Genomic DNA, 18,279 nt, shown 5'->3' on the forward strand with positions numbered 1-18,279 from the left:
GAGAACGGACGAATCCGAACCTACCGCCCCTGCCGCCGCCCGCGCGCGGGCTCCTTCCGTGTTCCCGCCATCGCAACGCTAGAATCCATCGATGCGAAATTCCGTCCAGCGGTGGGCGAAGCGCCACCTCCGCGTGATTCGCGCGTCGATCCGCAACATCACGGTCACGTGGTGGGAGGGCCGCCCGGACTACGACCGACGGATCGAGTACTTCACCACCCGCGGCCTCCGGCGCGGCTTCCTGCTCGTGGTGAGCGTGTGCGCCACAGTGCTCGGCGGCACCGCGGTCGCGCTGCTCCTGAGCGCGACCGAGCGCACCCCCTACTCGGTGACCGTGCAGGTCGCCGGTGCAGTGGTCGCGTTCGGGTGGGCCCTACGATGGCAACTCCCTCCCACGCCCGCGCTCCGCACGGCGACCGTCTTCGTGTTCACGTCGAACGTGATGATCGTCCTCGTCGCGACCACGGACGCCGATCCGATGGCGGGCGCCTTCGGGCTCACCACCCTGGCGCTCACGGCCACCTTCGCGGCGTTCATGCTGCCGCCCGGCGTGTTCGTCGCGCAGTCCACGCTGGCGGTCGCGTCGTTGGCCTACTTCGTCCCACTGCTGTGGGGCACGCACGGCGCGGTGCTCGCAGTGATCAAGGCCATCATCGTCATGACGACGGTCATCGGTGTGCCCTGGGCGGTGCAGATCGGGACCGCCTTCCTGTCGCAGGACGCCACGGTCTCCGAATCCGACGCGTTGTGCGACGCCCTCAACCGGCGCGGCTTCCTCCGCCGGTCATCGATGCGGCTGTCCGAACAGGCACGTAATCCCGACGATCACGTCGGCGCCTTCCAGCTGGATCTCGACGGTTTCAAGTCCGTGAACGACCGCCTCGGGCACGCGCAGGGCGACGCCGTACTGATCGCCGTCGCCGACATCATGCACCAACGTCTGGCGGGCCTGCAGTACCTCGTCGGGAGGCTCGGCGGGGACGAGTTCGCAGCCCTGCTCGTGGGACTGCGGCCGGAGGACTACCGGGTCGCCGCCGAGGACATCCGGCGTGCGATCCGGCTCTGGTCCGACGAGACCGGTGCGGGGGTCTCCACCAGCATCGGTGTGGCGGTCGACGGTGTCTCCCGGGTCGCGCACGCCGGCGGGATCGAAGCACTCATGCGCCGCGCCGACCGCGCCATGTACGCCGCCAAACGCACGGGCGACACCGTCGTCGCCGACACTCAGTCCACGCAGGGGATCTGGCCGCCCCGCAGGGTGGTTCCGGCGTCGGGCGTGGGACCGTCGGACGGGGTGGATGAGACGGTCGTCGCCGGCGAAGCGGGCTGCGTGTAGCCGACGGGGTGCGGCGCCTGCGTGGTGCCGTCCGACGCCGCCGACGAGCTCGAGGACTCGTCCGAGTCGGCCGACTCGTCGCCGCCGGGCACCGACTGCCCGAAGGCCTTCTGCACCTGCGCGCGGATGGCCGCGGGATCGATGATGTTCACCGCCTGCTCGTTGACGGTGGCGTAGCCGCGCACGGGCAGCGTCGTGAACGTGAGGTTCGTGCCGGCGATCTGGCCCGCCTGCTGGGCGAACTCCTGCAGGTTCCATCCGTCGGAGACCACGACGTCCTTCTGCGCCACCGCGATCAGCGATTGCAGCTTGCGCACGTCACCGAACACGCCCTGCTTCTGCAGTTGGACCATGACACCCGCGATGAAGGCCTGCTGCCGGTGCGTGCGGTCGAGGTCACCGTCGGCGAGCCCGTGCCGCTGGCGGACGAACGCCAGCGACTGCGCGGCGCTCAGCTTCTGCCGCCCCGCGGGGAAGGCCGCACCGGAGTAGCTGTCGCGCACCGGATTGTTGAGGCACACCTCGACACCGCCGAGGGTCTGCGCGAGGTCGTAGAAGCCGACGAGGCTGACCTCGGCGAAGTGGTCGATCGGCACGCCGACCAGCTTCCCGACGGTGGCGATTGTCGCGGCGCGCGCGGACTCCCTGGCCTTGCTCTCGAGTTCCTTGCGATCGCTCACGCCCTGCGCGACCAGTTCGTCCTCGACCTCCGCCTTGCGGGTGCCGTAGGCCTCCTTGATCTTGCCCTTCTTCCGCGACTCGACGCCGGCGAAGGTGACGTAGTCGTCGCGCGGAATGGAGAAGGCCGTGACCTTCTTGCCGTCCGCAGGGATGTGCATGAGGATCAGAGTGTTCGTGTTGTAGCCGCCGTTGTCACTGGTACCGGCGTGCAGCTGCTGGAGGATGTCGGACGGCAGATCGTCGCCGTTCTGGTCCTTCCGGGTGTCGAGGCCCATCAGCAGGATGTTCTTGGCACCGCCGGTGGACTTCGCCACCTTCGCCTCGGCCAGGGCGCGGGAGACGTTGAAGCCGCCGATCACGAGGTTCGTGCTCCACCAGACGGTGCCTGTGACGGCGAGCACGAGCACGGACAGCAGCGCGATGGCCACACGGGCACCGCGGCCCGACGACGGTCTGCTGCTCACGACGCCACGGTACCGTGCCGCACGGACTTACTCCGGGACGCGCGCCGCCAGCTCTCGGAGAGGATCGACCAGCGAACTCAGTGCTCGCGCACGATGACTCACGGCATTCTTCTGTTCCGGGGGCATTTCGGCCGCCGTCACCGTCGATTCCTCCGGAAGGAACACCGGGTCGTAGCCGAAGCCACCGTCGCCCCTGGGCTCGCGCAGGATCGTGCCCCGCCAGACACCGCGCACCGTCGACTCCCCAGAATCGGAGACGAGAGCGCAAGCGGAGACGAACTCCCCGCCCCGCCGCTCGGCGGGCACATCGGAGAGCTGCGCGAGCAGCAGCGCGGTGTTCGCCGGGTCGTCGCCGTGGCGCCCGGACCAGCGGGCGGACAGCACGCCGGGCATGCCGTTCAGCGCGTCGACGCAGATCCCCGAATCGTCCGCGAGACAGGGCAGGCCGGTCCGCTCGTACCCCTGCCGGGCCTTGATCAGCGCGTTGCCCTCGAACGACGGTGCGTCCTCCGGCAACTCCTCGAAGGGCTCGACCTCATCGAGGCCGACGACCTCGAGGCCGACGATGCCCGCGTCCGCCACCACCTGCCGCAACTCGCGCAGCTTCTTGGCGTTCCGGGACGCGAGCAACAAGCGGGCGGTCACTGACCGAACTTCTTCTTCTGTTCGCCCTCGAACTCCGGCAGCACGCCGGGGTACGGCGCCGCGAGCGCCTCCTTCTGCACGGCGAACAGCTTCTCCGTGCCCGCGATCGCGGAGTCGAGCATCCAGTCGAGCGTGGTGCGGGCGAAGGTCGCGCCCTCGCCGGTGCCCTGCACCTCGACCAGCGTTCCGGTGTCGGTGGCGACGACGTTCATGTCGACCTCGGCGCGCGAATCCTCCTCGTACGGAAGGTCCAGCCGGACGCGCCCGTCGACGACGCCCACCGAGACGGCGGCGATGGCGCACGAGATCGGCTGCGGGTCGGTCAGTTTGCCCGCCGCGCCGAGGTAGGTGACGGCGTCGCACAGGGCGACGTACGCGCCGGTGATCGACGCGGTCCGGGTGCCGCCGTCGGCCTGCAGGACGTCGCAGTCGATGGCGATCGTGTTCTCGCCCAGGGCCGCGAGGTCGATGCACGCGCGGAGCGACCGGCCGATCAGCCGGGAGATCTCGTGGGTGCGCCCGCCCACCTTGCCCTTGGTGGACTCGCGGCGGCTGCGCTCATGGGTGGCACCGGGGAGCATCGAGTACTCGGCGGTCAGCCACCCCTGCCCCGAGCCGCGGCGCCATCCCGGCACCCCCAGCTCGACGCTGGCGGTGCACAGCACCTTCGTGTTGCCGAACTCCACCAGCACCGAGCCTGCGGGGTTCTGGGTGAATCCCCGGGTGATGGTCACGGGGCGGAGTTCGTCGTCGGCCCTGCCGTCTGCGCGTCTGCTCACGCGCCCAGCCTATCGCCTACGACGGCGCCGGGGTCGTCAGAGCTCGAAGACGTCGCCGCCCGTCACCGCGTCGACGGGGCCGTCGTAGACGGAGCGGGCCTCCGCGAGCACGGCCTCGCGCGAGGTCCACGGCGGGATGTGGGTGAGCAGCAGGCGACCGACGCCGGCGTCCGCGGCGGCCTGCCCCGCCTCCACGCCCGAAAGGTGCACCCCGAGTGGTCGGTTCGCGGGGTCGTGGGTCCAGCTGGCCTCGGCGAGCAGGACGTCGGCGCCGCGCGCCACCTCGACGAGGTTCTCACACACGCCGGTGTCACCGGTGTACGCCAGGACCTTGCCGCTGGGCGCGGTGATCCGCAGGCCGTGCGACTCCGGCGGGTGGAACATGCGGAAGGGCCGCACGGTGAAGCCACCGATCGCGAGGTCCTCCCCCTCGGTCCAGGCGGAGAAGTCGAAGGTGTCGGAGATGTCGTCGAGCATCGCCGCCGATTCGGCGGAGGCGCGGCCGATCCGCTCGGGGGTGTCGGCGGGCCCGATAAGACGCGCGCGGCCGGCGGCGGGCGTCGGATGGTAGCGGCGCCACACCAGCAGGGAGGGCAGGTCGAGGCAGTGATCGGCGTGCAGATGCGAGAGCATCACCGTGGCGGTGTTCGGGTCCACTCGCTGCTGCAACTCGCCCAGGACCCCGGGGCCGAAATCCATGACCACGGGTTCGTGTCCGTCCACCTCCAGGAGGTAGCCCGAGCAGGCCGCCCGTGGACCGCCGACGCTGCCGGAACACCCGAGGATGGTGAGACGCATGAAGCTCATGCTGCCAGATCCGCGATCGTCACGTGGCGATCGCGCCGACCTGCCGTGAATTCCCCGCTCCCGGGCGGGTACGGCCGCGGCGGCCGACGAGCACCGCGGCGATGACGCCGCCGATCGCTCCCCACAGGTGCCCCTGCCACGAAACACCCGGCTGACCGGGGAGAACACCCCACAGCATGCCGCCGTAGAGAACCATGAGCACCACGCCGACGACGATGTCGAGCGCCCTGCGCGTGAACAGTCCGCGCAGCGCCAGGTATGTCATCCACCCGAACAGAACACCGGAGAGTCCGATCACGACGGTGCCGGTACCGCCCGTGAGCCAGACTCCGGCACCCGCCACCAGCCAGATGATCACGGTGGCGATCAGGAACCGGCCCGCGCCCGCGGCCAGGCCGACGAAGCCGAGGATCAGGGCCGGGACACTGTTGGCGGCCAAGTGCTCCCACCCGCCGTGCAGCAGCGGCGCCATCACGACTCCCCGGATCACGCCCTCCCCGGAGCGCGGGTGGATCCCCCACTGGTCCAGGGAGTTGCCGAGTACGGTGTCGATGCCCTCGAGCAGCCACAGCGCCGCCACGAAGACGACGATCAGGACGGCCGAGCGCCCCGCCGTGCTCCCGGCGACCCGGGCCGAGAGGGAGCGTGGCGCACCGTCGTTGCTGGGAACCGTCATGGCGACCTCCTCGCGCGAGCGGGCTCGGGCCGATCAGGCCCAGAGCTGGCCCTCGAGGGCCTCTTCCGCATCCTCCAACGTACCGTCGTACGCGCCGGTCGACAGATACTTCCATCCGGCGTCGGCGACGACGAAGGCCACGTCGGCCCGCTCCCCTGCCGTTAGCGCCTTGTTCGCGACGCCCAGCGCGGCGTGCAACACGCCGCCGGTGGAGACCCCGGCGAAGACGCCCTCCTCGTCGATCAGCTGCCGCATGCGGCGCACGGCGTCGTAGGAGCCCACCGAGAACCGGCGGGTGAGCACCGACTCGTCGTACAGCTCCGGGACGAAGCCCTCGTCGAGATTGCGCAGTCCGTAGACCAGTTCGCCGTATCGCGGCTCGGCCGCGACGATCTGCACGCCGGGCACGTGTTCGCGCAGGTACCGGCCGGTGCCCATGAGCGTGCCGGTGGTGCCGAGGCCGGCCACGAAGTGAGTGATCTCGGGTAGGTCGGCGAGCAGCTCGGGACCGGTTCCCGCGTAGTGCGCGCGGGCGTTGGCGGGGTTGCCGTACTGGTAGAGCATCACCCAGTCGGGATGCTCGGCCGCGAGCTTCTTCGCCTCCGCCACGGCCCGGTTCGAACCGCCGGCCGCGGGCGAGTCGATGATCCGCGCGCCGTACATGGTCAGCAGCTGCCGCCGCTCCGCGGAGGTGTTCTCGGGCATCACGCACACCAGCCCGTAGCCCTTGAGCTTCGCGGCCATCGCCAGGCTGATCCCGGTGTTGCCCGAGGTGGGCTCGAGGATCGTGTCGCCGGGGCGCAGCCGGCCGTCGCGTTCGGCCTCGTCGATCATCCGCAGCGCCGGGCGGTCCTTGATCGACCCCGTCGGGTTGCGGTCCTCGAGCTTGGCCCACAGTCGGACGTGCGGCGCACCGTCGGTCCCCTCCCAGCGGGGCGAGAGCCTCGGCAGCCCGACCAGCGGCGTCCCGCCGAGCGAATCGAGGAGGGAGTCGAACCTAGCCACCGGCGCAGCGGGCAAGCAGGGCACGACGGGACTGCGCCGCGGGGCTCACCGGGAACCCCCGGCTACTGCGGGCAACACCGTGACGGTGCCGCCGTCGGCGACGGGAGTGTCCAGCCCGCCGGTGAACCGCACGTCCTCGTCATCGACGTAGACGTTGACGAACCGGTGCAGCGCCCCGTCGGCGATGAGGCGGTCCTTGATCCCGGTGTGGCGGGTCTCGAGATCGTCGATGACGGCCCCCAGCGTGGCCCCGGACGCGGGCACGCGCTTCGCGTCGCCCGTGAGCGGGCGCAGGATGGTCGGGATGGAGACGGTGACGGACATCAGTCCTCCTCGATGTGGACGGGCTCTTCGGTGATCACGGCATCGACGATGCGGTAGCTGCGGACCTCCGCATCGGGCCCCAGCTCGTCCCGGGTGGAGATCAGCACGTAGTGGGCGTTCGGCTCGGACGCGAACCGCGCGTCGGTGCGCGAGGGGTACGCCTCGGTGGCGGTGTGCGAGTGGTAGATCACGACCGGTTCCTCGTCGCGCTCGTCCATGCCGCGCCAGACGCGCAACTGCTCGCCCGAATCGAACCGGTAGAAGGTGGGCGAACGCTCGGCGTTGAGCATCTCGACGAGGCGCTCGGGCCGATCGGAGCCCTCGGGCCCGGCGATCACGCCGCACGCCTCGTCCGGGTGGTCGCGGCGCGCGTGGGCGATCATCGTCTCCACCAGCTCACGCCGGATGTGCAGGCCCGTCACGCACCCTGCAACCGCGCCCGGGCGCGGCCTATTCCGGCTCGCGGTCGAGCATCACCGAGACCAGCACGTCGAGCAGTGCCGAGAGCCAGTGGTAGACGTCCACGTGCCCGGCGCGCGTCGGGTCGTCCGACGACGGCCCGTCCGGCAGGTCCGCGGTGATGCCGAGCAGCGTGCCCAGCGCGAGGCGCAGGTCGTTGACGCAGGTCAGCCAGTCCTGCGCCTCGTCCTCGGTGAGAGTGACGGTGCCGGCCCGTTCGGGCAGGGTGGCGAGCACGGTCTGCGCCGCGGCGCGCTTCGCGTCGATCACCTCGGGCTCGTTGAGGGAGCGGAGCGCGGCGTTGAGGTCCTCGGCGAACTCGCCCGACGGGGCCCCTTCGGCGCCCGGTGCGTTCGCGTCCGGCCGGTAGAAGTCGGGCAGCAGGCGCCGCAGCACCGTCTCCGGGGGCGGCTCGGAGTGCCCCGTCCGCAGTCCGGTGAGCTCGGCCAGCTCGTCGTGCGGGGCGGAGTCCTCGCGCTCGTCGAACAGCTCGATCAGGGAGCCGACCAGGGACCGGACGAGGCCGACCTCCTCCGGATCCATCTTCGAGACGAAGCGGGCATCGCCGCGCACGCCTCGCTTGACCTGCCAGTTACGCACTCAGCTGTCGCGCTGCATCGTCGCCCACAGACCGGCCGCATGCAGCTTGCGGACGTCACCCTCCACCTTGTCGCGGTCGCCCGTGGAGACCACGGCCTTCCCCTCCGTGTGCACCTGCATCATCAGTTCCTTGGCCTTGTCGGTGCTGTACCCGAACAGCTTCCGCAGCACGAAGGTGACGTACGACATGAGGTTCACCGGATCGTCCCAGACGACGGTGACCCAGGGCTTGTCGATCGCCTCGTCGGTCTTGCGCTCGAGCACCGCCGACGTACCGGGCTGGGCAGCAGTGGAACCTCCGCCCGGACCACCGGCACTTCCCGGGGCCGCTGCGCTGCTGTCGGTCATGGTTCTAGGGTACCCAGTGTGACGGTAGATGAAAACGGGGCCGGCTCCCCCTCGCGGAGCTCCGCCCTGCTCACCGATCAGTACGAACTGACGATGCTGGCGGCCGCGCTCAAGGACGGCACCGCGCACCGTCCGTGCGTCTTCGAGGTGTTCGCGCGCCGCCTGCCGACGGGACGCCGGTACGGCGTCGTGGCGGGCACCGCCCGCGTCCTCGACGAGCTGCGCCGGTTCCGGTTCGGGCCCGACGAGCTCGCGGTCGTCGAGCGCTTCCTCGACGCGGACACGCTGGCGTGGCTTCGGGACTACCGCTTCACCGGCGAGATCGACGGCTACCGCGAGGGCGAGCTGTACTTCCCGGGCTCCCCGCTCCTGACGGTGCGCGCGAGCTTCGCGGAGGGCGTGATCCTCGAGACGCTGATCCTGTCGATCCTCAACCACGACAGCGCGATCGCCTCCGCCGCGGCGCGCATGGTGTCCGCGGCCGCGGGCCGGCCGCTCATCGAGATGGGTTCGCGGCGCACGCACGAACGAGCCGCCGTGGCATCGGCCCGCGCGGCGTACCTCGCCGGTTTCACCACCACCTCGAACATGGAGGCCGCCCGGACCTACGGCGTACCGTCGGGCGGCACGGCGGCGCACGCGTTCACCCTGTTGCACACGGGCCCGGACGGACCGGACGAGGAGGCCGCGTTCGCGGCCCAGGTCGCGGCGCAGGGCGCCGGCACGACGCTGCTGGTGGACACCTACGACATCACCGAGGGTGTCAACCGCGCCGTCCGCGCGGCGGGCCCCGAGCTCGGCGGCGTGCGGATCGACTCGGGCGATCTCGGCATCATCACCCGCCAGGTGCGGGCACAGCTCGACGGCCTGGGCGCGACGCGGACGAAGATCGTGGTGTCGGGGGACCTCGACGAGTACGCCATCGGCGCGCTGCGCGCCGAGCCCATCGACGTCTACGGCGTCGGCACCTCGCTGGTCACCGGCTCGGGCGCGCCGACGGCGGGCATGGTCTACAAGCTCGTGGAGGTCGACGGCCTGCCGGTCGCGAAGCGCAGCTCGCACAAGGAGACCCAGGGCGGGGAGAAGCGTGCGGTCCGGCTCGCGCGCAGCACCGGCACGATCGTCGAGGAGGTGCTGTTCCGGCCCGGCGCGACACCGACGGTGCCCGCGCACTTGACCGCGACGCCGCTGCAGATCCCGCTGGTCCGCGGCGGCGACCAGGTGGACGGCCTGCCCGGCCTCGAGGACGCCCGCACGCACCTGCGGGAGGCGCTCGTGAGCCTCCCCTGGGAGGGGCTGGGCCTGTCGAACGGCGAGCCCGCCATCGCGACGCGGTTCGAGGAGCGGCGGTGAGCACCGCACTGATCGTCGTGGACGTGCAGAACGACTTCTGCGAGGGCGGGTCGCTGGCGGTGGCCGGCGGCGCCGCGGTGGCCCGCGCGATCCACGACGACCTGCTGGACCGGTACCCGACGATCGTCGCCACCCGGGACTGGCACATCGATCCCGGCGCGCACTTCTCCGCGACCCCGGACTTCGTGGATTCCTGGCCCGTGCACTGCCGGGCGCGCACCGAGGGCGCGGCGTTCCACCCGAATCTGCGGCTGCCGCTGCGGGTCCCGGTGTTCAGCAAGGGCGCGTACTCGGCCGCGTACTCGGGCTTCGAGGCCCACGACGCCGACGGCGCCGCCCTCGCCGAATGGCTGGCGGCGCACGGCGTCTCGTCGGTCGACGTGGTCGGCATCGCCACCGACTACTGCGTGCGCGCCACGGCCCTCGACGCGCGGTCCGCGGGCCTGACGGTGCGCGTGCTCGCGGACTACACCGCGGGCGTCGCGGAGTCCTCCACGGAGGCGGCCCTGGCGGAGTTCGCCGCCGCCGGCATCACGGTGACCTGAGAATCACTGCGCGGGAACGCCGTCGGATTCGTCGGGATCGGGGATGTCGTCCGGGTAGACGATGTCGATCTCGGTGATCGTCTTCGGGAAGCCCTTGCGGTTGTTGGTCAGGAACCGATCGGCCCCCGCGACGATCGCCGTCGCGAGGTGTATCGAGTCCGCGGCTTTGAGCTTGTACGCGATCGCGAGCGTGAGTGCCAGCTGCGCCGTCGAGTCATCGAGGGGATAGAGGTCGAGCCGACCGACCAGTTCGAGGAGTCGCTGCGAATCCGCGGAAGCGGGATCGAGGCGCATGGGTTTCGCGAGGACTTCCGACAGGAGGACCAGGGACCCCACTCCTGCGATCTCGTCGGGCGCGTCGGGAAACAGCCGCACGATCCGGCGTCCCAACGGGTGGCCGAGCTGTCCGGCGTAGATGAGGACGTCTGCGTCGAAGGCGACGAGTGGGTTCACCGTGCCTGCCGGTCCGCATGGATCTCCTGGACGAGCTCATCCGCCCGTTCGACGGAGATTCCCGGCCTGAGGGGGCGCCGCCGGGCCGCTTCCAGGCGCGCACCGATCGCGTCCGCGGCCGCCCACGCAGCCGCCGCACGCGGCGAACGCAGCGCATCGGGCGAGACGAGCACGGCGACCACCCGTCCGTGCCGCGTGATCCGCACCTGCTCCCCCGCCTCGACACGGTCCAACTGCGCGGGCAGGGTCTGCCGCGCCTCGCTCGCACTGACGGTGGTCACGCACTCATTGTACGTCGCTGTACGAAGGCGTACAACAAGTCAATTCGGTCGACGGGCCTCCAGCGCGGACAGCTCGGCCAACAACTCGTCCGCGTACTGCATGGGCAGGGAGTGCGTGCCCTCCGGCCACACCCGGACCGTCGCGTTCGGGAGTGTCCGGGCGACCCGCGCGGCGGCCGCGGTGTCGGTGACGGCGCTGCGCGCCCCGAGTCCTACGAAGACGGGCATGGTCAGTCGGGCGAGGGCGGCACCGTCGGGCTGCTCGGGCGTCGGCAGCGCGGCGCGGTACCCCGCGGCCCCGGCATCGATCATGGCGCCGATGGCGCTCCCGGTCGCATCGCCGCCCTCGGCGCCGCCGATCGACTCGAGCCCCTTGCGCCGCCACGACTCCGGCAGGAAGGGCAGGGCCGACGGGAGGGTCGCGACGTACATCTGCCACCGCAGCCCCGCTAAGACGAGGATCGGCTCCCACAGGGTCAGGGTCGCCACCCGCTGCGGGTACCGGACAGCGAGGTTCGCGGCGCTCCATCCCCCGAAGGAGTGCCCGACGAGATGCACGCGGCTCAGGCCGAGCCCCGCCAGCGTCTCGTCGAGCCACGCCGCCTGATCCGCGGCACCGCCGAACGGCCGGTCCTGCACGCTCATCCCCGCGTCGCCCAGCGCGTCGATGGCGAAGACCTCCCGATCGCGGAGGCGGGCGAGCACGTCCGCCCACATCGGCACGCCCGACGACCTCCCCGGCACGAGCACCACGGGTGCCCGCCCCGGCGTCGGCGCCCCGAACCGGTACGCCCGCACGACCCCGAAATCAGTGCGCACGTCCCAGGTCCCGGTGGGCGCGGGCAGGTCGAGGAAGGCCCGACGGTACGCCTCCAGATAGGTCTCGCGCGCCGCCGCGGTCCGCCAGTACCCGACGGGGCTCGGGTCCTTCACGAGGTACGCGCCGGCGCCCGCGAGGACCGCCGTCGCCGCCAGCACGACCGCGACGGCCCGACGTACACGGCGAGTCATGAACCACCTCCTTTGCAATGCATACGCATTGTAACGGAGTCGCGATGCACCCGCATTGCTACGATCGGCGGGTGCCGAAACAGGTGGACCACGCGGAGCGGCGCGCGGAGATCGACGCGGTCGTGTGGACGATCATCGCCGAGGAGGGCATCGCGGCGGTGACGCTGCGGCGCATCGCCACGCGCGGCGACATCAGCATGGGCCGCATCCAGCACTACTTCCCCACCCGCAGCGCGATCCTCCGGCACGCCCTGACCTCGTACCTGGCCCTCGCCGCGTGGGCCCACCCCGTTCCGGACGACCCGTGCGAGGCGTTGCTCACCCTCCTCACGCACGCCATCCCGGGCGACGATACGCAGCGGCTCGGCGCGAAGGTCTGGTACGCCTACCTCGCCGAAGCCATCACCGATCCGGGCCTGCGAGAGATCGTCCGCGAGGCGCTCCGCGGCACCGAGGACCTCGCCACCGCACTACTCGACGGCGATCGCGATCGCGCGCGTCTGCTCCTCGCCGCGGCGGACGGGTACGTGTACCGAACCCTGATCGGGCTGGTGCCGGCCGCGGTGGCCGACGCCGCGATCCGTGGGCTGATCGAGGTCAGCCGCGGATCCGGTTGAGGTAGTTGTAGACGGTGAACCGAGTAACGCCCAGCGCTTCGGCGACCACCTCCGCCGACTTGCGGTAGGAGAACGCGCCACGCTCCTCGAGGAGCCGGACGGCGCGCTGCTTCTCGCCGCGGTCCAGCCGGTTCAGGGGCGCCCCCAGTTCATCCGCGAGGCTCGCAAGGAGACCGTCGAGATCCCCGACGGGCACGTCCGCCGACGGCAGCCGCACCCCCGCGACCGTCTCTCCCTCCCAGACGAGCGGGACGTCACCGGTCCGGAGCCCCTCCGCGCCGACGATCTCGCCGTCGAGCCGGTCGACGAGCTCCCGCACCGCGGCGACGAGCGGATGCACCGACTCGGTCACGGCAGGCGATCCACTTGAACGGTGACCCGCGTCGCTCCACTCGCGAACGCCCTGGTCAGAGCATCGCGAAGGGCCTCCAGTACCGCGTTCGCCTCGCCGTCGACGGACGTGCCGAGCGGACCGAAATCGTGCTCCAGCCCGGCCTCGCGCAGAGCCTCCACGGCGCGCTCCGCGTGCGGTGGGACCTCGCCCTCCCCGTGGAAGGGTTCGCTGGTGAACTCCGCTGTCAGACGCACCACCCGATGGTAGCCCGCAACAATTTTTCAACAAACTGTTGACGTGACGCAGCTCACATGTCATTCTTCGATTAGTGGAAAACTTCTTCCGCAGACCGAAAGAAGGCAGGTCAGATGGACCTCGAAGGCTTCAACTCGGCGGATCGCGCCGAACTCCGAGCCACCCTCCTCGCGTGTTGCGACGTGCCCTCGTGGGCGGACACGGTGCTCGCCGGCCGGCCCTACGCCGACACCGGGGAGGCCCTGCGCGTCGCCGGCACCGCCGCCGGCGCGTTCACCCCGGCCGACGTGGATCGCGCGCTCGCCGCCCACCCCCGGATCGGCGAGCGCGCCCAGGGCGCCTCGACCGAGGCCGCGTGGTCGCGCAAGGAGCAGTCGAGCGTCGCCACCGACGAGCAGACCCGGGCGGCCCTCCTGGCCGGCAACCAGGCGTACGAGGCGCGGTTCGATCGCGTCTTCCTGGTGAACGCCGCCGGTCTCGATGCGCAGACGGTACTGGCGAAGCTGCAGCAGCGGCTCGAGAACGACGACGCCACCGAGGCGGTCGCCACGGCGGGTGAGCTGCGCGGCATCGCACTGCGCCGCCTGGCCCGCGTCCTGGATCTGGAAGACGAACTCACAGAGAGGCGTTCATGAGCACCGTCACCACTCACGTCCTCGACACCGCGCGCGGTGTCCCGGCGGCCGGCGTACCGGTCCGGATGGACCGGATCAGCCCGGGCGGCACCGTCGACCCCGTGGCGCACGGCGTCACGGACGACGACGGACGCGTCAAGGACCTCGGCCCCGACGACCTGACGCCCGGCGTCTACCGGCTCACCTTCGACGTCGCCGGCTACGCCGCGACCACCGGGCAGGAGAACTTCTTCCCCGAGGTCGCCATCACCTTCAGTCTCATCGCGCAGGACGGCGCCGTGCCCCATCACCACGTCCCCCTCCTGCTCAGCCCGTTCCACTACTCCACCTACAAAGGAAGCTGACCATCATGGCAATCCACCTGGGCCCCAACCAGTACGGCAAGGCCGAGAACCGCGTGATGCGGGTCTACCGCGACACCGCCCGCCACACGATCCGCGACCTGAACGTCTCGTCCGCCCTCCGCGGCGACTTCACGGACGCGCACCGCAGCGGCGACCAGGCCGCGGTGCTGCCCACCGACACTCAGAAGAACACCGCCTTCGCCTTCGCCAAGGAGAAGGGCGTGGGCGCCATCGAGGACTACGCCCTCACCCTCGGCGGTCACTTCATCGACTCGACGCCCAAGGCCGACGGCGCCCGGATCGAGGTGCACGAGTACCCGTGGGACCGCATCCAGGTCGACGGCCAGGACCACGATCACGCCTTCGTCCGTTCGGGCGGCGGCATCCGCTCGACCATCGTCAACATCGACGGCCGCGGGGCGGACCGGAAGGCCAACGTGGTCACGGGCATTCACGACCTGACGCTGCTCAAGTCGACCGGCTCCGAATTCCACGGGTTCCTCAAGGACAAGTACACGACGCTGCAGGAGACCGACGACCGGATCCTCGCGACCTCGCTGGTGGCCAAGTGGCGCTACGCGCACACCGACGTGGACTGGGACGCCTCGTTCGCCTCGATCCGCGCGATCCTGCTGCAGCGTTTCGCGGAGATCCACAGCAAGGCCCTGCAGCAGACCCTGTACGGCATGGGTGAGTCGGTGCTCGAGCAGCACCCCGAGGTCGCGGAGATCAAGTTCTCGGCGCCGAACAAGCACCACTTCCTCGTGGACCTCTCGCCGTTCGGCGTGGAGAACCCGGGTGAGGTCTTCATCGCCGCCGACCGCCCGTACGGCCTCATCGAGGCGAGCGTCGTCCGCGACGACGCCCCCGAGGCGGGCTCGGCGTGGCACGGCGTTCCCGGATTCTGCTAGTAGGGACTGAGACGATGACCACCGCCAGCGCCACCGTCGAGCGGCCCGAGGACGAGAAGCTCCCCCTCGGACGCACCTTCATCTACGGTCTCCAGCACATCCTCACGATGTACGGAGGCGTGATCGCTCCCCCACTGATCGTGGGCGGAGCGGCCGGACTGTCCGCCACCGATATGGGCCTGCTGGTGACCGCCGGCCTGTTCGTCAGCGGCCTGGCCACAATCCTGCAGACCATCGGCGTGGGCCCGTTCGGCGCGAGACTGCCCATCGTGCAGGGACTCTCGTTCGCGAGCGTCTCGACGATGACGGCCATCGCCAAGGACGGCGGCGTGCGCCCGATCTTCGGCGCGATCATCGTCGCGGGCCTCATCGGTCTCGCACTGTCGACGATCTTCGCGAAGCTGATCCGGTACTTCCCGCCGGTCGTCACGGGCACGATCATCACGGTCATCGGCCTGTCGCTGCTCCCGACCACGTTCACGTGGTCGATGGGCGGTGCGGGTGCCAAGGATCTCGGATCGACCGCCAACATCGGCCTCGCGGGGCTCACCCTGCTCATCATCCTGGTGATCAGCCGGCTCTTCCAGGGCGCGATATCCCGACTGTCGATCCTCATCGGCATCGTGGTCGGAACGGGCATCGCCGCGATCTTCGGCAAGGTGGACTTCTCCCGCGTCGGCACCGGTCCCGTGTTCGCGCTGCCGCCCGTGATGCACTTCGGGACGCCGACCTTCCAGATCGGCGCCATCATCTCGATGACCATCGTGATCCTCGTGATCATGACGGAGACCACGGCCGACATCCTCGCCATCGGCGAGATCGTGAACACCCCCGTCGATGCCAAGCGGGTGGCGGCGGGCCTGCGCGCCGACATGCTCTCGACGACCGTGGCACCGGCGTTCAGCGCCTTCCCGTGCAGCGCGTTCGCACAGAACGTCGGGCTCGTCGCCCTGACGGGCATCAAGAGCCGCTACGTGGTGGCGATGGGCGGCGGCATCCTCGCCGTCCTGGGCCTCCTTCCCGTGGTGGGGCGCGTGATCGCAGCCATCCCGTACCCGGTCCTGGGCGGCGCCGGCATCGTGCTGTTCGGCTCCGTCGCCGCGAGCGGGATCAAGACGCTCTCCCGCGTCGACTTCGACGGCAACCTCAACATGGTGATCGTCGCGGTCGCGCTCGGCATGGGCATGATCCCCGTTGCGGCGCCGAAGTTCTGGGACCAGTTCCCGACCGCGGTCGGCACCATCATGCACTCGGGCATCAGCGCGGCGGCAGTGGTCGCGGTGGTCCTCAACTTCCTGTTCAACGAGATCAAGGCCGGCAACAGACCGGACGTCTCGGTGTTCGCGGCCGTCCCCGACGAGCGGAGCAATCCGCCGAAGCCCAGCAGCGGCCACTGAGCCGAGCTGGCCCGTCCCGGCCCGACCGACGACACCGTCGCCCCGAAGCCGGAGTGTGCACCCCCCAACGCGCACTCCGGCTTCGTCGTCTCCGGGCCGGCCCGGACCAACCCCGCGAAACGGGGTTGACGTGACCCCCATCACATGCAACAATTCCATAGTACGGAAATGATCTTTCCGACAGGCGAAAGCTAGCAGGTCGAATCGACCTCGCCAGAACCTGCACCGCCGTACGTCCTGCCTGAAGAAGGAGCCCCAATGAGCGCCAACGCCCCCGCCAAGTACACGGTCAACTGCTCGATCCTGCTGGCCGACCTGCCCGTCTTCGAGCGCCCCCGCGCCGTCCGCGAGGCGGGCTTCGAGGCCGTCGAGTTCTGGTGGCCGTTCGCCACCGCCGTCCCCGGCGACCGCCAGATCGACGCCTTCGTGACCGCGATCGAGGACGCCGGCGTGCAGCTGACGGGCCTGAACTTCTTCGCGGGCGACATGCCCAACGGCGACCGCGGCATCCTCTCCGATCCGGCCCGCGTCGCCGAGTTCCGCGACAACATCGAGGTGACCGTCGGGATCGGCGAGCGCCTGGGCACCCCCGCCTTCAACGCCCTGTACGGCAACCGGATCGACGGTGTCGCCCCCGAGGAGCAGGACGCCGTCGCGGCGGAGAACCTCGCCGCGGCCGGCCGCGCCGCGGCGCGCGCCGGCGCCGTCGTCCTGATCGAGCCCGTGAGCGGCGCGCCCCGGTATCCGCTCCTCACCGCCGCCGACGCGATCGCGGTCATGGACCGCGTCCGCGACGAGCAGGGCGTCGACGCGCTGCGCCTGCTCGCCGACCTCTACCACCTGCAGGTCAACGGCGACGACGTGAGCGCCGCGATCGACGCCTACGCGGCCCGCATCGGGCACGTCCAGATCGCCGACGATCCCGGCCGCGGCGAGCCCGGCACCGGCACCCTCGACCTCGACGGCCACCTCGCCCACCTCGAGCGCGTCGGCTACCGCGGCCCGATCGGCCTCGAGTACAAGCAGAGCCAGAGCGACCCCTTCGCCTGGCTCCCCGTCGCCGAGCGCAGCGCCGTCGTCGCCGCCTCCTGAACTCCTCTTCCAGCAAAGGAACTCCTCATGACGAACATCGCCTTCATCGGACTCGGCATCATGGGCAGTCCCATGGCCGTGCACCTGCAGAACGCCGGGCACACCGTGGCCGGCTTCAACCGCACGCCGGAGCGGGCCAAGCCGCTCGTCGACGCGGGCGGCCGCGCCGCGGAGTCGATCGCCGACGCGGTCGCCGACGCCGAGGTCATCGCCGTGATGGTGCCGGACTCCCCCGACGTCGAGGCGGTCCTCGCGGGCGAGGGCGGGGTCTTCGACAACGCCCCCTCCGGCGCACTGATCATCGACTTCTCGAGCATCCGCCCCGACGTGACCACCCGGCTCGCGGAGCAGGCGTCCGAGCGCGGCTTCCGGCTCATCGACGCCCCCGTCTCGGGCGGCGAGGCCGGCGCGGTGAACGCGGTGCTGTCCATCATGGTCGGCGGCGCTCCCGCGGACTTCGAGGCCGCCAAGCCGGTCCTCGACGTGGTCGGCAAGACCATCGTGCACGTCGGCCCTACGGGCTCCGGCCAGACCGTCAAGGCCGCCAACCAGCTCATCGTCGCGGGCAACATCCAACTCCTCGCCGAGGCGATCATCTTCCTCGAGGCCTACGGCGTCGACACCGCGGCCGCGGTGCAGGTCCTCGGCGGCGGCCTCGCGGGTTCCGCGGTGCTGAACCAGAAGGCGCAGAAGATGCTCGACCGCGAGTTCGAGCCCGGCTTCCGGATCGAGCTGCACCACAAGGACCTCGGCATCGTGACCTCCGCCGCGCGCGAGGCCGGCGTCGTCGCGCCGCTCGGCGGCCTCGTCGCCCAGCTCATGGCCTCGGCCCGCGCCAACGGCGACGGCGGCCTCGACCACTCCGCGCTGCTGCGCGGCGTCGAGCGCCTGTCCGGCCGCAGCAGCTGACACCCGAAACTTCCCTGA

The 18,279-nt window shown here is 70.8% G+C and carries 25 protein-coding genes; 10 read left to right on the forward strand and 15 right to left on the reverse strand.

Annotated elements, in window-relative coordinates; translation table 11 throughout:
* The first annotated feature begins 91 nt into the window (after positions 1 to 91).
* Positions 92 to 1,336, forward strand: a complete 1,245-nt coding sequence (locus tag AXK61_RS13280; RefSeq protein ID WP_082789337.1) for a GGDEF domain-containing protein — start codon at positions 92 to 94, stop codon at positions 1,334 to 1,336.
* On the opposite strand, the gene AXK61_RS13285 is transcribed toward AXK61_RS13280, so the two are convergent.
* The 10 genes from AXK61_RS13285 to clpS are packed head-to-tail and all read right to left on the reverse strand — an operon-like array spanning position 1,225 to position 8,124.
* Positions 1,225 to 2,481, reverse strand: a complete 1,257-nt coding sequence (locus AXK61_RS13285; protein ID WP_068570902.1) for an LCP family protein — start codon at positions 2,479 to 2,481, stop codon at positions 1,225 to 1,227. The genes AXK61_RS13280 and AXK61_RS13285 overlap by 112 nt on opposite strands.
* Before the next feature lie 27 nt (positions 2,482 to 2,508).
* Positions 2,509 to 3,126 (reverse strand): non-canonical purine NTP pyrophosphatase, encoded by a 618-nt coding sequence (locus AXK61_RS13290; RefSeq protein ID WP_068570901.1) that lies wholly within the window; start codon positions 3,124 to 3,126, stop codon positions 2,509 to 2,511.
* Positions 3,123 to 3,905, reverse strand: a complete 783-nt coding sequence (gene rph / locus AXK61_RS13295; protein WP_068536789.1) for a ribonuclease PH — start codon at positions 3,903 to 3,905, stop codon at positions 3,123 to 3,125. The genes AXK61_RS13290 and rph overlap by 4 nt, the downstream gene beginning before the upstream one ends.
* Positions 3,906 to 3,941: 36 nt before the next feature.
* A complete protein-coding gene (locus tag AXK61_RS13300) occupies positions 3,942 to 4,703 on the reverse strand; it encodes a cyclic nucleotide-degrading phosphodiesterase (protein WP_068570934.1) in 762 nt (253 codons plus the stop codon).
* 28 nt (positions 4,704 to 4,731) lie between these two features.
* Positions 4,732 to 5,388, reverse strand: coding sequence for a rhomboid family intramembrane serine protease (locus AXK61_RS13305; RefSeq protein WP_068570900.1), 657 nt, complete (start codon positions 5,386 to 5,388; stop codon positions 4,732 to 4,734).
* A gap of 33 nt (positions 5,389 to 5,421) precedes the next feature.
* Positions 5,422 to 6,393, reverse strand: coding sequence for a PLP-dependent cysteine synthase family protein (locus tag AXK61_RS13310; protein WP_068745741.1), 972 nt, complete (start codon positions 6,391 to 6,393; stop codon positions 5,422 to 5,424).
* Positions 6,394 to 6,438: 45 nt separating this feature from the next.
* Positions 6,439 to 6,717 carry a MoaD/ThiS family protein gene (locus tag AXK61_RS13315; RefSeq protein ID WP_068570898.1) on the reverse strand — a complete coding sequence of 93 codons (279 nt, stop codon included), beginning with the start codon at positions 6,715 to 6,717 and terminating at the stop codon, positions 6,439 to 6,441.
* On the reverse strand, positions 6,717 to 7,139 hold the full coding sequence (locus tag AXK61_RS13320) for a M67 family metallopeptidase (protein ID WP_269451168.1): 423 nt from the start codon (positions 7,137 to 7,139) through the stop codon (positions 6,717 to 6,719). The genes AXK61_RS13315 and AXK61_RS13320 overlap by 1 nt, the downstream gene beginning before the upstream one ends.
* A gap of 28 nt (positions 7,140 to 7,167) precedes the next feature.
* The gene (locus AXK61_RS13325) at positions 7,168 to 7,776 is read right to left on the reverse strand and encodes a DUF2017 domain-containing protein (protein ID WP_068570897.1); all 609 of its coding nucleotides are present in this window, start codon (positions 7,774 to 7,776) and stop codon (positions 7,168 to 7,170) included.
* A complete protein-coding gene (gene clpS, locus AXK61_RS13330) occupies positions 7,777 to 8,124 on the reverse strand; it encodes an ATP-dependent Clp protease adapter ClpS (protein ID WP_082777927.1) in 348 nt (115 codons plus the stop codon). It lies immediately after the preceding gene.
* An 18-nt stretch (positions 8,125 to 8,142) separates the two neighbouring features.
* Here clpS and AXK61_RS13335 point away from each other — a divergent pair, with 18 nt between their 5' ends.
* Both AXK61_RS13335 and AXK61_RS13340 read left to right on the forward strand, forming a co-directional pair.
* Entirely contained in the window at positions 8,143 to 9,477 is a 1,335-nt protein-coding gene (locus AXK61_RS13335) for a nicotinate phosphoribosyltransferase (RefSeq protein ID WP_082777926.1), read from the forward strand.
* Positions 9,474 to 10,022: an isochorismatase family protein gene (locus AXK61_RS13340; protein ID WP_068570894.1), complete on the forward strand. Its 549-nt coding sequence runs from the start codon at positions 9,474 to 9,476 to the stop codon at positions 10,020 to 10,022. Before AXK61_RS13335 ends, AXK61_RS13340 begins: the two co-directional genes overlap by 4 nt.
* Before the next feature lie 3 nt (positions 10,023 to 10,025).
* Here the strand turns inward: AXK61_RS13340 and AXK61_RS13345 are convergent, their stop codons facing one another.
* From AXK61_RS13345 to AXK61_RS13355, 3 genes are read right to left on the reverse strand one after another with little or no spacing between them, the layout of a single operon-like run.
* Positions 10,026 to 10,475 (reverse strand): type II toxin-antitoxin system VapC family toxin, encoded by a 450-nt coding sequence (locus AXK61_RS13345; RefSeq protein WP_068745743.1) that lies wholly within the window; start codon positions 10,473 to 10,475, stop codon positions 10,026 to 10,028.
* A complete protein-coding gene (locus tag AXK61_RS13350; protein ID WP_068570892.1) occupies positions 10,472 to 10,756 on the reverse strand; it encodes a type II toxin-antitoxin system Phd/YefM family antitoxin in 285 nt (94 codons plus the stop codon). Before AXK61_RS13350 ends, AXK61_RS13345 begins: the two co-directional genes overlap by 4 nt.
* Before the next feature lie 39 nt (positions 10,757 to 10,795).
* Positions 10,796 to 11,767: an alpha/beta fold hydrolase gene (locus AXK61_RS13355; RefSeq protein WP_068570891.1), complete on the reverse strand. Its 972-nt coding sequence runs from the start codon at positions 11,765 to 11,767 to the stop codon at positions 10,796 to 10,798.
* A 71-nt stretch (positions 11,768 to 11,838) separates the two neighbouring features.
* Here AXK61_RS13355 and AXK61_RS13360 point away from each other — a divergent pair, with 71 nt between their 5' ends.
* Positions 11,839 to 12,384, forward strand: coding sequence for a TetR/AcrR family transcriptional regulator (locus AXK61_RS13360; RefSeq protein WP_068570890.1), 546 nt, complete (start codon positions 11,839 to 11,841; stop codon positions 12,382 to 12,384).
* Here AXK61_RS13360 and AXK61_RS13365 read toward each other — a convergent pair.
* Positions 12,365 to 12,736, reverse strand: coding sequence for a helix-turn-helix domain-containing protein (locus AXK61_RS13365; protein ID WP_197466802.1), 372 nt, complete (start codon positions 12,734 to 12,736; stop codon positions 12,365 to 12,367). The two genes, AXK61_RS13360 and AXK61_RS13365, sit on opposite strands and share 20 nt — an antisense overlap.
* The gene (locus tag AXK61_RS13370; protein WP_068570932.1) at positions 12,733 to 12,972 is read right to left on the reverse strand and encodes a thiamine-binding protein; all 240 of its coding nucleotides are present in this window, start codon (positions 12,970 to 12,972) and stop codon (positions 12,733 to 12,735) included. The genes AXK61_RS13365 and AXK61_RS13370 overlap by 4 nt, the downstream gene beginning before the upstream one ends.
* Before the next feature lie 114 nt (positions 12,973 to 13,086).
* On the opposite strand from AXK61_RS13370, the gene uraD reads away from it, so the two are divergent.
* From uraD to AXK61_RS13400, 6 genes are all read left to right on the forward strand, one after another.
* On the forward strand, positions 13,087 to 13,608 hold the full coding sequence (uraD, locus tag AXK61_RS13375; RefSeq protein WP_068570889.1) for a 2-oxo-4-hydroxy-4-carboxy-5-ureidoimidazoline decarboxylase: 522 nt from the start codon (positions 13,087 to 13,089) through the stop codon (positions 13,606 to 13,608).
* Complete coding sequence (uraH, locus tag AXK61_RS13380) at positions 13,605 to 13,952, forward strand: hydroxyisourate hydrolase (RefSeq protein ID WP_068570888.1); 348 nt, start codon at positions 13,605 to 13,607, stop codon at positions 13,950 to 13,952. The genes uraD and uraH overlap by 4 nt, the downstream gene beginning before the upstream one ends.
* A gap of 5 nt (positions 13,953 to 13,957) precedes the next feature.
* Positions 13,958 to 14,863, forward strand: coding sequence for a factor-independent urate hydroxylase (gene pucL / locus AXK61_RS13385; protein WP_068570887.1), 906 nt, complete (start codon positions 13,958 to 13,960; stop codon positions 14,861 to 14,863).
* 14 nt (positions 14,864 to 14,877) lie between these two features.
* On the forward strand, positions 14,878 to 16,260 hold the full coding sequence (locus AXK61_RS13390) for a nucleobase:cation symporter-2 family protein (RefSeq protein WP_068745745.1): 1,383 nt from the start codon (positions 14,878 to 14,880) through the stop codon (positions 16,258 to 16,260).
* A gap of 258 nt (positions 16,261 to 16,518) precedes the next feature.
* The gene (locus tag AXK61_RS13395) at positions 16,519 to 17,352 is read left to right on the forward strand and encodes a hydroxypyruvate isomerase family protein (protein ID WP_068745746.1); all 834 of its coding nucleotides are present in this window, start codon (positions 16,519 to 16,521) and stop codon (positions 17,350 to 17,352) included.
* Positions 17,353 to 17,379: 27 nt separating this feature from the next.
* Complete coding sequence (locus AXK61_RS13400) at positions 17,380 to 18,261, forward strand: 2-hydroxy-3-oxopropionate reductase (RefSeq protein ID WP_068745748.1); 882 nt, start codon at positions 17,380 to 17,382, stop codon at positions 18,259 to 18,261.
* The last annotated feature ends 18 nt before the right edge of the window (positions 18,262 to 18,279 follow it).

It is taken from the genome of Tsukamurella pseudospumae (genome assembly GCF_001575205.1).
Classification (GTDB): Bacteria; Actinomycetota; Actinomycetes; order Mycobacteriales; family Mycobacteriaceae; genus Tsukamurella; species Tsukamurella pseudospumae.

Coding starts and splice junctions, on each gene's coding strand:
- AXK61_RS13315 (WP_068570898.1), bottom strand. CDS start 6,717: ATGTCCGTCACCGTCTCCATCCCGACCATCCTGCGCCCGCTCACGGGC.
- AXK61_RS13390 (WP_068745745.1), top strand. CDS start 14,878: ATGACCACCGCCAGCGCCACCGTCGAGCGGCCCGAGGACGAGAAGCTC.
- uraH (WP_068570888.1), top strand. CDS start 13,605: ATGAGCACCGTCACCACTCACGTCCTCGACACCGCGCGCGGTGTCCCG.
- AXK61_RS13280 (WP_082789337.1), top strand. CDS start 92: ATGCGAAATTCCGTCCAGCGGTGGGCGAAGCGCCACCTCCGCGTGATT.
- clpS (WP_082777927.1), bottom strand. CDS start 8,124: ATGACCGACAGCAGCGCAGCGGCCCCGGGAAGTGCCGGTGGTCCGGGC.
- pucL (WP_068570887.1), top strand. CDS start 13,958: ATGGCAATCCACCTGGGCCCCAACCAGTACGGCAAGGCCGAGAACCGC.
- AXK61_RS13355 (WP_068570891.1), bottom strand. CDS start 11,767: ATGACTCGCCGTGTACGTCGGGCCGTCGCGGTCGTGCTGGCGGCGACG.
- AXK61_RS13300 (WP_068570934.1), bottom strand. CDS start 4,703: ATGCGTCTCACCATCCTCGGGTGTTCCGGCAGCGTCGGCGGTCCACGG.
- AXK61_RS13395 (WP_068745746.1), top strand. CDS start 16,519: ATGAGCGCCAACGCCCCCGCCAAGTACACGGTCAACTGCTCGATCCTG.
- uraD (WP_068570889.1), top strand. CDS start 13,087: ATGGACCTCGAAGGCTTCAACTCGGCGGATCGCGCCGAACTCCGAGCC.
- AXK61_RS13305 (WP_068570900.1), bottom strand. CDS start 5,388: ATGACGGTTCCCAGCAACGACGGTGCGCCACGCTCCCTCTCGGCCCGG.
- AXK61_RS13400 (WP_068745748.1), top strand. CDS start 17,380: ATGACGAACATCGCCTTCATCGGACTCGGCATCATGGGCAGTCCCATG.